This is a genomic window from Pseudomonas hygromyciniae (assembly GCF_016925675.1).
GTDB lineage: Bacteria > Pseudomonadota > Gammaproteobacteria > Pseudomonadales > Pseudomonadaceae > Aquipseudomonas > Aquipseudomonas hygromyciniae.
This window is the reverse complement of sequence record NZ_CP070506.1, coordinates 2366153-2379642: the sequence shown is the minus strand read 5'-3', so window position 1 is coordinate 2379642 and position 13490 is coordinate 2366153. Positions and strand designations below refer to the sequence as shown.

9 protein-coding genes and 1 pseudogene are annotated in these 13490 nt (G+C 62.4%); 4 read left to right on the top strand and 6 right to left on the bottom strand.

What is annotated here, in order from left to right; genetic code table 11:
- Positions 1-27: 27 nt before the first annotated feature.
- Positions 28-2472 carry a TonB-dependent siderophore receptor gene (locus JTY93_RS10430; RefSeq protein ID WP_205479332.1) on the top strand — a complete coding sequence of 815 codons (2445 nt, stop codon included), beginning with the start codon at positions 28-30 and terminating at the stop codon, positions 2470-2472.
- Positions 2473-2678: 206 nt separating this feature from the next.
- Here JTY93_RS10430 and JTY93_RS10425 read toward each other — a convergent pair whose 3' ends face one another.
- Positions 2679-3860 carry a sugar transporter gene (locus tag JTY93_RS10425; protein WP_205479334.1) on the bottom strand — a complete coding sequence of 394 codons (1182 nt, stop codon included), beginning with the start codon at positions 3858-3860 and terminating at the stop codon, positions 2679-2681.
- A gap of 87 nt (positions 3861-3947) precedes the next feature.
- Complete coding sequence (locus JTY93_RS10420) at positions 3948-4946, bottom strand: bile acid:sodium symporter family protein (protein WP_169996402.1); 999 nt, start codon at positions 4944-4946, stop codon at positions 3948-3950.
- Between the two features lie 85 nt (positions 4947-5031).
- On the opposite strand from JTY93_RS10420, the pseudogene JTY93_RS10415 reads away from it, so the two are divergent.
- Positions 5032-5814 (top strand): annotated as a pseudogene (locus tag JTY93_RS10415) (AraC family transcriptional regulator); the annotation flags it as partial.
- Between the two features lie 324 nt (positions 5815-6138).
- Here JTY93_RS10415 and JTY93_RS10410 read toward each other — a convergent pair.
- Positions 6139-7167 (bottom strand): LacI family DNA-binding transcriptional regulator, encoded by a 1029-nt coding sequence (locus JTY93_RS10410; RefSeq protein WP_205478539.1) that lies wholly within the window; start codon positions 7165-7167, stop codon positions 6139-6141.
- A 214-nt stretch (positions 7168-7381) separates the two neighbouring features.
- Between JTY93_RS10410 and JTY93_RS10405 the strand changes: the two genes are divergently transcribed.
- Both JTY93_RS10405 and JTY93_RS10400 read left to right on the top strand, forming a co-directional pair.
- Positions 7382-8713: an MFS transporter gene (locus tag JTY93_RS10405; RefSeq protein ID WP_169996409.1), complete on the top strand. Its 1332-nt coding sequence runs from the start codon at positions 7382-7384 to the stop codon at positions 8711-8713.
- Positions 8714-8726: 13 nt separating this feature from the next.
- Positions 8727-10094, top strand: coding sequence for an amidase (locus tag JTY93_RS10400; RefSeq protein ID WP_205478537.1), 1368 nt, complete (start codon positions 8727-8729; stop codon positions 10092-10094).
- Between the two features lie 303 nt (positions 10095-10397).
- Here the strand turns inward: JTY93_RS10400 and JTY93_RS10395 are convergent, their stop codons facing one another.
- The 3 genes from JTY93_RS10395 to JTY93_RS10385 form a co-directional block, all read right to left on the bottom strand.
- Positions 10398-11633, bottom strand: coding sequence for a Zn-dependent hydrolase (locus tag JTY93_RS10395; RefSeq protein ID WP_205478535.1), 1236 nt, complete (start codon positions 11631-11633; stop codon positions 10398-10400).
- Positions 11630-12121, bottom strand: a complete 492-nt coding sequence (locus JTY93_RS10390) for an L-2-amino-thiazoline-4-carboxylic acid hydrolase (RefSeq protein ID WP_029292963.1) — start codon at positions 12119-12121, stop codon at positions 11630-11632. The genes JTY93_RS10395 and JTY93_RS10390 overlap by 4 nt, the downstream gene beginning before the upstream one ends.
- 186 nt (positions 12122-12307) lie before the next feature.
- Entirely contained in the window at positions 12308-13447 is a 1140-nt protein-coding gene (locus JTY93_RS10385; RefSeq protein WP_205478533.1) for a branched-chain amino acid ABC transporter substrate-binding protein, read from the bottom strand.
- Positions 13448-13490: the final 43 nt, after the last annotated feature.

Here is a 13490-nt window from a genome sequence, read left to right as displayed (position 1 = left end):
ACACGTCCACACCTTCAGGAGAATGCTGTGCTCAACCCTTGGCCCCACGCCCTTTCTGTCGCCGTTGCGCTGGCAACCCTGGCGAGCCCTGCCCTGGTGCAGGCCCAAAGCCTGTCTTTCAATTTGCCGGCCGGCCCGCTAGCCCAGACACTGAACGCCATTGCCAGCCAGAGCGGGCGGATTGTGTCCCTGGACCCGGTGTTGGTGCAGGGCAAGCAGGCCCAGGCGGTGATCGGCCAGATGCCGGCCGAACAGGCCATGGACCGTGCGTTGGCAGGCAGCGGCTTGCAGTTGCGTATCACCGGGCAAGGCAACTTCAGCGTCGAACCGGCCACCGACACCGGCAGCGCGCTGCAATTGGGTGTGACCTCCATCGTCGAGCAGAGTATCGACCCCACCACCACCGAAGGCAGCGGCTCCTACGCCGCCCGTGCGGTGACCATCGGCAAGGGCACCCACACCCTCAAGGAAATCCCTCAGTCGATCACGGTGATGACCCGCAAACAAATGGATGACCAGGGCCTGGTCGACCTCAAGGACGCCGTCAACCAGACCACTGGCCTGGTGGGTGTGCAAGGCGTGGGCAAAGGCATGATCATCACCTCCCGCGGCTTCCAGATCGACGACTGGCAGTACGACGGCGTGCCGATCCCGCGTAACACCTATGCCCTGGGCAACTGGGCCACCCAAGACCTGATCTTCTTCGACCGCCTGGAAGTGCTGCGTGGCGCCTCCGGTCTGCTGCAGGGCACCGGCAGTCCCGGTGGTGCGATCAACCTGGTGCGCAAGCGCGGGCAGACGGCGCCCACCGTCGCCCTTACCGCCAAGGCTGGCAGTTGGGACCACTACGGTCTGCAACTGGACGCCGGCGGCCCGTTGAACCAGAGCGGCACGGTTCGTGGACGCATGGTGGCGGACGAAGACCAGAGCGATTCATTCATCGACTACGAATGGAGCAAGACCCACTCGTTGTACGGCGCCCTGGACTTCGACCTGCAAGAAGACACCACCCTGGGGCTGGCCGTCAGCCGCACCAATGCCGAGTCGCGTCCCATGCTGCGTGGCCTGCCACGCTATGCCACCGGCAAGTCGATCGACCTGTCGCGCTCGACCTTCACCGGCTCACGCTGGAACCACTCACAGATCGACGTCACCACCCTGTATGCCGACGTGGAGCACCGCTTCAACGACGACTGGAAGCTCAAGGTCGGCGCGGTACGCATGCATGAAGAAAACACCTCCACCCACCAGCGCGTACAGACCAACAATGAAGGCATCGAAGCCGACGGCAGTGGCGTGTCATATGCCGACTGGTACACCGATTTCGACGGCACCAAAATCGGCCTCGACACCCACCTCACCGGGCGTTTCGAGGCGCTGTCGATGGCGCAGGAAATCACCCTGGGCGGTAACTATTCCAAGTACACCACCAACGACGTCATTGCGCGGACGTTCAATGACAGCGCCGACAATATCTTCGACATCAACAACCACCGCCCCGAAGTCACCTATGAAAGCCTGATGAATACCCCTGGCGGGCGCGCAACACCGAGCAAGTACGACATTCGCCAAAAAGGCCTGTATGGCAGTTGGCGCGTCAAGCCGATCGAGCCATTGACCCTGGTGCTCGGTGCCCGTGCCAGTTGGTATGACTACAGCTACACCTCCTCGTCCGTCATGGCGGTGACCCACGCCACCAGCGTCAACAAACCCAGCACCACCAACGAAACCGGCGAAGTCACGCCCTACGCCGGGATCGTCTACGACCTGAGCCGCGAATGGGCGGTTTACGCCAGCTACACCGATGTGTTCGAGCCACAGACCCAGCGCGACCTCGGCGGTGCGGTGGTCAAGCCGGTGATTGGCAGCAACTACGAAGTCGGCCTTAAGGGCGAATTGATGGATGGCCGGGTCAACACCTCCCTGGCGTTGTTCCGCTACGACCAGGAAAACCGTGCGATCACCGACTACTCCCTGGGCGAAATCTGCGGCGGCACTTACTGCGCAACGGCTTCCGGTAAAGTGCGCAGCCAAGGCCTGGAAGCGGAAATCAGCGGCGAAGTGCTGAGCGGCCTGCAACTGTTTGCCGGCTACACCTACAACACCACCAAGTACCTTGAGGATCCAGCGAACAAAGGCCGGGGCTTCAGCCAGTGGACGCCCAAGCATATGTTGCGGGTATGGAGCGACTACCAGTTCAGCGGCGACTGGAGCAAGGTCAGCGCCGGGTTGGGCTTCACCACCCAGAGCCATACCCTGGGCTACGAGTACACCTATGACGTGGCAGGCTACACGGTGTGGAATGCGCGACTGGCGTATCAGATGACGCCGGAGGTGGGCTTGGCGGTCAATGCCAACAACCTGTTCGACAAGACCTACTACGCCTCCGGGTACAACCAGTTAAATGGCAACAACTTCTACGGCGACCCGCGTAATGTGATGTTCAGTGTCAAATACACGCCGCAGTTCTGAGGCTGACGCAGGCCCGCTGAGGCAACCGGGCTTGATGTGGCGAGCGGGCTTGCCCCGCGCTGGGCTGCGTAGCAGCCCTGAAGCCTATTGATTTAATCCGACTGATAGAACGCGGTGCTCTAATGGGGGGCTGCTACGCAGCCCAGCGCGGGGCAAGCCCGGTTGCCACAGCAAGCCACAGTAGGCTTGCTGCTGGTAACGTCAGGTCAGTTCACCCCACCCTGCCCAAACCGATAAATCGACAGGCAGTACAACCCCAGCGCCGCCACCGCCAGCAAGCCCCCCGCCGCACCAATCCAGGCAAAGCCAAAGTACCCGCCAACCCAACTGCCCAGCAGCGCGCCGCCACCGATACCGATGTTGTAGATCCCGGAAAACATGGCCATCGCCACATCAGTCGCATCCGGCGCCAGCACCAACACTTTGGACTGCAAGGCCAAGCCGAAGGCCATGATCGCCATGCCCCAGAACACGCTCAACACCACCAGGTACGACAGCTCGCCACTCAATGGCAGCAGCAACCCCAGGCACAGCGCCAGCACCGATACCGCCACCAGCAGAAAACGATAGGGATTGAAACGGTGCAGCAGGCTGAACAGCAATGAACCGATGATCCCCGCCCCGCCAAACACCAGCAGCACCAACGTCACCGCATTGCCGCCCAGGCCCGCGACGCGCTCCACAAAGGGTTCGATATAGCTGTAGGCGGTGAATTGCGCAGTGACCACCATCGCCGTCAACACATACAGCGCCACCAGCGCCGGGCGTTTGAACAACAGCGGCAGGCTGCGCAGCGAACCGGAGTTCTGGCTCGGCAACAACGGCAAGGTGCGCGCCAGCCAGAACACCAGGGCCGCAGCGAACCCGGCGATCACAAGGAACGTGGTGCGCCAGCCCATGGCTTCACCCAGCAGGCGCCCCAGAGGAATCCCCAAAACCATCGCCAACGAGGTGCCCGTCGCCAGCAACCCCAGCGCTTGCACCTGCTTGCCCGGCGGCGCCAGACGCACTGCCAGGGACGCGGTGATCGACCAGAACAGCGCATGGGACAAGGCAATGCCGATGCGGCTAACCATCAGCAGGCCAAAACTGTTGGCCACACTGGAGAGGATATGGCTGGCGATAAACATGCCGAACAACACGATCAGCAACTTGCGCCGCTCGATATTACGGGTCAGCAACATCACCGGCAGCGACGTCAATGACACCACCCAGGCATAGATGGTCAGCATCAGACCGACCTTGGCGATGGGCATGTCGAAGCTCGCACCGATGGCACTGAGCAAGCCGACCGGCACGAATTCCGTGGTGTTGAATACAAAGGCGGCCAACGCCAGGGCGATGACCGGTTGCCAGTTGGCGGCGGGGGTTGCGGTGGAAGTACTCATCGACAGGTCGTTTTACTCTGTTGCGCGCTGATCCTGACGGCCCGATGCCAGCCCTTGAGCAGCGCGGAAAAATAGTAACACGATGGTTCAGGGATCGACTTGCGCCATGATCTCGGGAATGGACTCCGGGCGATTGGCATAGCGCTGGGCCAGCACCGCACAGACCATCAACTGGATCTGGTGGAACAGCATCAAAGGCAGGATCAACACGCCCATGGTGCTGCCGGCAAACAACACCTGGGCCATCGGCACGCCCGTGGCCAGGCTCTTTTTCGAGCCGCAGAACAGGATGGTGATGCGATCTTCCTGGTTGAACCCAAAGACCTTGCCCAACAGCGCGGACGCCACCAGCACCAGTGCCAGCAAGACGCAACAGGCCACCAGCAGACCGGCCAATTCCCACAACGGGATCTGATGCCAGATACCTTCATTGACCGCTTCACTGAATGCGCCGAAGACCACCAGCAGGATCGAGCCCTGGTCGACGAACTTCAGCCAGTTCTTGTTACGCCCCACCCACTCGCCGATCCAGCGTCGGGCGATCTGCCCGGCGATAAACGGCAGCAGCAGTTGTACGCTGATCTTGAGGATCGCATCCACGGTGGAGCCACCGTCGCCATGCACATTGAGCAGCAGCGTCACCAGCAACGGCGTAAGGAAAATCCCGAACAGGCTGGACGCCGCCGCGCTGCAAATCGCCGCCGGGATATTGCCCCGCGCCAGCGACGTAAAGGCAATCGCCGACTGTACCGTGGCCGGCAGCGCGCACAGATAAAGCATGCCCATGTACAAATCTTTGCCAATCATCGGCGACAGCAACGGCTTGAGCGCCAGGCCCAACAGCGGAAACAGTACGAAGGTCAGGCTGAACACCAACAGGTGCAAACGCCAGTGCCCCGCGCCGGCAACGATGGCCTGGCGTGATAGCTTGGCGCCATGCAGGAAAAACAGCAGCGCGATGGCCAGATTGGTCACCCAGCCAAACGCCACTGCGGCCTGGCCGCTGACCGGCAGCAAAGAGGCAAGGACCACCGTGGCAATCAAGGTCAGGGTGAAGTTATCGGGTAAAAACCGGGGGCGGGTCATGGGCTGTTCTTTCCAGGGGTTGCCAGGGCGTCATGCCGACTCTAACGTAACGGCTTGTTACCGACTAACGCCAATGAGCCAGTAAATGCCGCCAAAAGGACACGACAAGGCCGTTCGCCGCAGTATTCCTGGGCTCTCCAGCCTGCCGCGCCCGGTGTATGGCCGCACCGAATCCCTGCCCAACCGCGCCCTGACCCGCCGCCATAGCCATCCGTGGGTGCAGTTGTCGTATGCGATTTCCGGGGTGCTGGAGATCCAGACCAGTGCCGGGCGCTTCGTGGCGCCGCCGCAACGGGCGGTGTGGATCCCGGCAGGCATGCCACACCGGGTGTTCAGTTCGCCACACACCGAAATGCGCAGTCTGTACCTCGACTGCAGCGTGACCGCCTGGGCGGCGGAGCGCTGCCAGGTGCTGGCGGTGAGCGACCTGTTGCGCGAGTTGATCCGCCGTTTCAGCGAATTGCCGGTGGAATATGCCGAAGAGGGCCCTGATGGGCGCCTGGCCCAAGTGCTGCTCGATCAATTGGCCGCCGCGCCGCAGGTGGACCTGATGTTGCCGTTGCCGCTGGACAGCCGGTTGCGCCAGATCTATCGCAGCCTGAGCCTGCACCCCGAACAGGCCACCACACTGGGGCAGTGGAGCCAGCGGCTGGGGGTCAGTGAAAAAACCCTGAGCCGGTTGTTTGTGAGCGATACCGGCCTGACATTTCGTGCCTGGCGCCAGCGGCTGAGGCTGCTTGGCGCCCTACCCGACCTGGAACGCGGCGAACGGGTGACGGACGTGGCGCTGGGGTGTGGGTATGAGTCGGTTTCGGCGTTTATCGCCGCGTTTCGACAACAGTTCGATGCGACGCCGGGGGAATTTTTTTCGCTGACTGGATTGACCCGAGGGTTGGCCTCGCACAATCCCCTGTGGGAGCGGGCTTGCCCGCGATGGCCATTGGTATCTACACAACTTTCAGACACTTACGACTTCCCCTGTGGCGAGCGGGCTTGTCGGAACGCCGCATCGCCCGCGTTGGGCTGCGAAGCAGCCCCCAAAAAGCCCGCCGCGTTTCTTCAGATAAACCACGATAGCCGGGTTTAGGGCTGCTACGCAGCCCAACGCGGGCGATGCGGCGTTCCGACAAGCCCGCTCGCCACAAGGGGCCAGTTTGCTGCGCGACAGCGCTATGTCGAAGAGGTAGTGGCTTCAGCGCAACAAAGACGAGCTCGCCCGCACCTGCAACTGCGGCGCCACCATGATCGACTCGCACGCCTCGCCCTCGATGCGCTTGAGCAGCAGCTCCACCGCATGCCTGCCCATGTCTGCCAGGGGCAGGCGCACGCTGGTCAGGGGCACCATCAGTTCATTGGCCAGTGGTATGTCGTTGAAGCCCACCACGGCAATGTCCTTGCCCGGCATCAGGCCCTTGTCACGGGCGGCCCCCATCAAACCGATGGCCAGGAAGTCATTGACCGCGAAAAACGCCTGGGGCCGTGGGTTGAGCCCCAACAGGTACTCGCCCTGGCGGTGCCCGGTAAGGCTGTCAAAAGGACCATTGAGCGTCCATTCCGGGCGCAGCGTAATGCCTTGCTCCCGGTAATAACGGGTAAACCCGCGCGTGCGATCAGCCCCGGTGGAGGCATGCCGTTCGCCCGCCAGAATGGCCACATCGCGACAGCCCAACTGGTACAAGTGCTCGGCCGCCAACCAGCCGCCACGTTCATCGTCGCTGCACGCCGCCAGATGCCCGGCAATCTGGCGACTGACCAGTACGTAGGGAATGTGCTTGCGCGCCAGCAGTTCCAACAGTGGCTGGCTTTCGCCGACATGTGAGTCGCCGACGATCAGCCCGGCCACCGAGCGGCGCAAGGCATGTTCGGCACGGGCCATCTGGCGGGGTTGCTGGTCGTCGGTATTGGAAACGAAGGTCAGGTAGCCGGCCTGTTCGGCCGCACTGTCGATGCTGTCGTAAATGGTCGCCATCACCAGGTCGGTGAGGCGCGGCATCAGCACACAGATTTCCTGGCTTTTGCGCAGTTTCAGGCTAGATGCCTGCGTGTTCGGCCGATAATCCAGCTCTTTTGCCAACTCCCGGATACGCGCCACCACTTCGGCAGACGCCGCTCGCTCGACCCCGGCCGGGTCGCCATTGAGTACCCGGGACACCGTGGAAACATGCACGCCAAGTGCGGTCGCCATGGACTTCAAGGTGGCTGGGCGAGATTGGCTCGACATGTCTTAAGGGCTTCCAACTGTCTGTTTATTGAGCGCGCAGATTCTACCCGAACGGGCGTGGCGTAGCCGCAGATAAATCTTTACCCAAACGTTTGACTAAAATTTTTCACGGCCTTACATTTCGCCAACCCAAACGTTTGGGCAAACCAATAAAAATACGCCGGACGCGGCCGACTTTTTGACTTCTGCCATCATTTTGAAGAGTCAGATCCCTATGAACAGCCCCGCTATCCCGTCTTTCCGCTACCAGATTTTCTTCCTGATCATGCTTATGGCCTTGCTCAACTACATCGACCGTGGCGCGATTGCCTATGCGTCGGCGAGCATCCTTCCCGAGTATGGTTTCGACAAAGCCGACTGGGGCAATGTCCTGGGCTACTTCGGCTACGGCTACATCCTTGGGGCCTTGGTCGGCGGCATTCTGGCCGACCGCTTTGGAGCCAAGCGCATCTGGCTGATCGCCGGTGGCACCTGGTCGATCTTCGAAATCGCCACGGCATTTGCCGGCGACTTCGGGCTGGCGTTTCTCGGCGGCTCGGCCATGGCCGGTTTCGCCACGATCCGCGTGCTGTTCGGCTTTGCCGAGGGTCCGGCCTACTCGGTGATCAACAAGAGCGTGGCCAACTGGGCCACGCCCAAGGAGCGCGGCTTTGTGGTTGCGGTCGGCCTCTTGAGCACCCCATTGGGCGCACTGCTCACCGCGCCCGTGGCTGTAGGCTTGCAAACCCTGACCGGCAGCTGGCGCAGCATGTTCGTGGTGTTGGGCGTGGTCAGCCTGGCGCTGCTGGTGTTTTTCATGACGCGCTTCACCAACACGCCGGATGAAAACCCGCGCGTATCCAAGGCCGAACTCGACTTCCTGCGCAAAGAGCGCGCCGAGGCCGCCAATGCGTCGACGCCCACCACCAGCGTTGCGCCGATCTGGCACTTCTTCAAGAACAAGGACCTGCTGTTCAACGCCGTCGGTTACTTCTCGTTTGTGTACGTGACCTTCCTGCTGCTGACCTGGACCCCCAAATACCTGCAGGACGAGTTCCACTACAACCTGTCGTCGCTGTGGTACATGGGCATGATCCCGTGGACCGGCGCCTGCTTCACCGTGCTGCTGGGCGGCAAGATTTCGGACTTGCTGCTGCGTCGCACCGGCAACCTGAAAGTCGCCCGCAGCTGGCTGGCCGCGACCTGCCTGCTGCTGACAACCTTGTGTTTCATCATGGTTTCCCAGGCCCAGACTGTATGGGGTGTGATTGCCCTGATGACCTTGGCCAACGCGCTCAATGCCCTGCCCAACTCCGTCTATTGGGCCGTGGTCATCGACACTGCGCCGTCCAATCGGGTGGGTGCCTACAGCGGCATGACGCACTTTATCGCCAACACCGCTTCGTTTATCGCCCCCATGCTGACCGGCTACCTGACCGTGCGTTACGGCTATTCATCGATGTTCGTGGCTGCCGCCGTGGCCACGGCGCTGGGCATGAGCGCAATGCTGATGGTGCGCCCGGGCGGGCGTCAGGTTGCCCCGTCCTCTCAACCTGCTGCTGTTTGATGGAGTTGTATTTATGAGCCTGGTGAAGCCTACCCACGCTGGATACTTTTTTGGTCAATCGATCATCACGCTGGCCGCGCGCCTGCGTGCCGGCAGCCTGACCAGTGTCGAGTTGACGCAGGCCGCGCTGGACAGCATCGAGCGCTTGAACCCGGCGTTGAATGCGTTCGTTCACGTCGATGCCGCCGTGGCACTGGCCCAGGCCCGCAAGGTCGACGCGCTGTTTGCCCAAGGCGTGGACCTGGGCCCGCTGCAGGGCATGCCGATAGCGGTCAAAGACAACATCGACACGTCTGACTACATCACCACCTACGGTTCAGCGCATTTCGACCGCTTCAAACCCAGCCACGATGCGTTGTGCGTGCAACGCGTACGCGAGGCCGGGGCGGTGATTATCGGCAAGACCTTGACCCATGAATTCGCCTACGGCCCAACTGGCGACCGCTCGCTGCAAGGCGCGACGCGCAACCCGTGGGATGCGCGCTGCATCACCGGTGGCTCCAGCGCCGGCAGCGCGGCGGCGGTGGCCAGCGGCATGGTGCCGCTGGCACTGGGCACCGACACCGGCGGCTCGATCCGAATTCCGGCGGCCTTGTGCGGCACGGTCGGCTTCAAGCCCTCGTTTGCCAGCGTGCCGCTGGACGGGGTGTTCCCGCTCGCGTCCAGCCTCGACCACGTCGGCCCCATCGCCAACCACGTTGAAGATGCACGCCTGTTGTTCGAAGTACTGGCAGGACGCGCGTGCTTGCCTGCGGCCACGCCGCAAGCGTTGCGCGTAGGCTGGATCACCTGCGACAGCTTCGGCCCGGTGGATGCCGAGCTGTATCAGCAGGTCTACCGGGCGGCGCAGCAACTGTTTGGCGACGCACTGCAGGAAACTGACGCGCTGCAAACAATGGCGGCTGGAATGAAGGACACCTTGCAGACCTTGCAACGTGCCGAGGCTTTTGCGGTACATGCCGAACGCATGCGCGATGCGCCGCACAAATTTGACCAGGAAGTACGCGAGCGCCTTGAGGTGTCGGGCGAGGTCAGAGGCTGGCAATACATGCGCGCACAGGCCAGCCAGGCGCAGTACAAAGCAGCGATGGCGCGCTTGTTCGAAGACTATGACTTGCTGGTTTCACCCACTGTGCCGATTACCGCCACAGCGGTGAATGCGCGCCAGGTGCGGGTTGGCGAACAGGACATTGATGTACGCGCCGCCGTACTCAGCCATACCAGTGCCTGGAACCTCACTGGCCTACCCTCGATCAGCCTGCCGGTGGGACACGTGAGGGGCATGCCGGTGGGGTTGCAAGTGATAGGTGCGGCTGGCGCGGATGATCGGTTGTTGCAGGTGATGGGCGGGCTGTTTGGGCGGATCACGGGGGGTGACTGAACTACCGCTATCGCGGGCAAGCCTGCGATAGCCATAGGTATCTACATAATTTTCAGAACCTGACGAACTCTCCCTGTGGCGAGCGGGCTTGCTCTGCGTTGGGCTGCGAAGCAGCCCTAGTAAGCCGAATGCGGTATATCAGATACACCGTAGCAGCTGGTTTTGGGGCTGCTTCGCAGCCCAGCGCGGGGCAAGCCCGCTCGCCACAGGGAGAGTTCGTCAGGTTCTGAAAGTTGCGTAGATACCGATGCTGCGATAGCGGTGCATCAGCCTACAGAGGTGGTGGCTGAACGCTCCCATCCATCACTCACGCGACGAAGCCAGAATCGCCTGCAACAACACATCCGCCCCGGCCGTGGACCACTGCGGGTGGATCTCTTCGGCCTCGTTATGACTCAGGCCATCCACACAGGGTACAAAGATCATCGCCGTCGACGCGACCTGGTTCAGGTAGCAGGCGTCATGCCCTGCGCCGGAAATCATCCGCCGATGGCTATAGCCCAGCGCTTGGGCTGCGGTCTGCACCACGTCCACGCAATCCTTGTCGAAGGCAATCGGCGCGTACTGGAAGATCTGTTTGACGCTGGCCTGCAGGCCAATCCCATCGGCGATCCGCGCCACGGCTTCGTGCAGTTGCCGGTCCTGCACGCCCAGCACCGCCTCATCAGGATGGCGGAACTCGACACTGAAGAACACCCGCCCCGGCACCACATTGCGCGAATTGGGGAAGATATTGGCCATGCCCACCGTCGCCCGCCCTTCGGCGCCTTGGGCCAGGCCGATCTGGTTGACCGCCTCCACCACCCGGGCAAAGCCCAGCAGCGCATCCAGGCGGTGATCCATCGGCGTGGTGCCGGCATGGGCGCTGCGGCCGCTCAGCTCGACTTCATACCAACGCTGGCCCTGGGCACCGGTGACTACGCCGATGGTCAGGTTCTGGGCTTCAAGGATCGGGCCCTGCTCGATATGCAGTTCATACGCCGCATGCACCGCCTGGCCGCCCACGGGGTGCGGGCCGGCGTAGCCGATCTGTTGCAGCGCCTGGCCGATGGTCACGCCGGCCTTGTCTTCGCGGGACAAACCGTATTCGAGGTCGAATACCCCGGCATACACCCCCGAGGAAATCATCGCCGGGGCAAAGCGCGAGCCTTCTTCGTTGGTCCAGTTGACCACCTCGATTGGCCGGTCGGTCTCGATGCCCAGGTCGTTCAAGGTGCGCAGCACTTCCAGGCCGGCCAGCACGCCGTAGATGCCATCGAACTTGCCGCCAGCGGGCTGCGAGTCACCGTGGGAACCGGTCAGCACCGGGGCCAGATGGTCATGACGACCGGCGCGACGGGCGAAGATGTTGCCCATGGCATCCACACGAATGCTGCACCCGGCCGCCGTGCACCAGGCCACGAACAGGTCACGCCCGCGCCGGTCCTCGTCGGTCAGGGCCAGGCGCGACACGCCGCCCTTGGGCGTTCCGCCGATCTGCGCCATTTCCATCAGCGAGTCCCACAGGCGCTCACCGTTGACCCGCGCCAGGGCGCTCACGAGCGCGGCTCCTGGGGCTTGGCGTGGTAGCGGAAGTCACAGCTTGGCGCGCCGCCCATGATGGTCTGGGTGCGCGTCAATTCAATATTCGGGTTGTAGCCGACGATAAACAGCTCGTCGCGGTTGCACGACAACAGGTGGCCGATCTCGCCCAGGCCCATCTCGTGGTACATCTCGGCATAGCGGCAACGCTTGACGTCATAGTCGTAATGCTCGGCATCGCTGGCGATGATTTCGACTTTTAGCGCGTCGTCCTTTTCCCACAGCACTTGCAGCTCAACGAAGCTCTTGAGGTCGGCGCCCTGCTCTTCCTGGGCGGCAAAGTGCTTGCCGGCCTGGATCGCGGCGTTGCCCACCGCTTCGCCAATCACCGCTGCTGCAAAGGCCTTGCCCTGCTCGCGCACGAGGATTTCGTAGATCGGCTTGATGATCTCGGCTTCGATGCGCCGGCGGGCCAGGATGCCCAGTTCACCTTCCAGTTTGCTCATGGTGTGCCTCATTCAAATGGCTGCGAAGCTCCAATGTGGGAAATCCGAATGTGGGAGCTGTCTCGCCCTGCGAGGCTGCGATGCAGGCACTGCGGTGTAGCAGATACACCGCAGTGATCCCATCGCAGCCTCGCCTGGGCTCGACAGCTCCCACATTTGAGTCTCCAACATTTGATATCGAGCGCGTTACTGTTTGCCGCCGGCCACGCTCACCGGTTGCCATTGATTGGCCTTGACCTGGTAAACGGTGAACGACGGATTCTGCAGATTGCCCTGGGCATCAAAAGCAATGGTCCCGGTTACACCCGGGTAGCTGATGGCACGCAGTACCGGCAGGTACTTCTGCGGATCGGTGGAGTTGGCCTGCTCGATGGCGGCGATCAGCACGCCCACACCGTCATAGGCGAAGGGTGCATGCAGCTCGATGTTGCTCTTGAAGCGCGCCTTGTAGGCCTCTTCAAATGCCTTGCCACCTGGCATCTGCGCCACGGCCAGGCCCGGTTCCAGGGCGATCACGCCCTCGCCTTCGTTCTGTGCCAGTTGCAGGAAGGTCTGGCTGACAAAGCCGCCGGCGCCCATCAATGGCGCCTTGATCCCCAACTGCTTGATACGCCGGGCCAGCGGTGCAGCCTGGGAGTCGACGCCGCCAAAGAAGATCAGGTCGGGGTTTTGCCCGCGGATGTTGGTCAGTACCGCGCTGAAGTCGATGGTCTTGTCGTCCACGTATTCGCGGGCAACCACCTTGGCGCCACCGGCCTCGATGGATTTGACGAACTGATCCGCCAGGCCCTGGCCGAACGCGGTGCGGTCGTCGATCACGGCGATGCGCTGCGCCTTGAGGGTCTTGAGTGCATAGTCGCCGGCGACCTGGCCGCCGTCATCGTCGTGGCCCATGATCCGCAAGCTGGTGTCGAAACCTTGCTGGGTGTAGGCGTGACCGGTGGCCACCGGCGCGACCTGGGCGATCCCGGCGTCATGGTAGACCCGTGCCGCCGGGATGCTGGTGCCGGTGTTCCAGTGGCCGACCACGCCGACCACGCCTTCGTCCACCAGACGCTGGGCGACGGTGACGGCGGTGCGTGGGTCGGATTGGTCGTCCTCGGACACCAGCTTGTAGGTCACCGCTTCGCCGTTGATTTTCGGATGCTTGGCGTTGGCCTGGTCAATGGCCAGTTGCGCGCCGTTTTCCAGGTCTTTGCCGATCCGCGCCGACGGACCGGTCAAGGGTCCGGCCAGGCCGATCAGTACCGTCTGGTCGGCCTGGGCCACGCCGCTCAGGGCCAGGCTCAACAGCAGTACGCGTTTGAAGGGGGCAGTCTTGTTCATGGTTTTTTCCTGTTTCTCATCAGGCCCTCATGGCCTGTGGGGT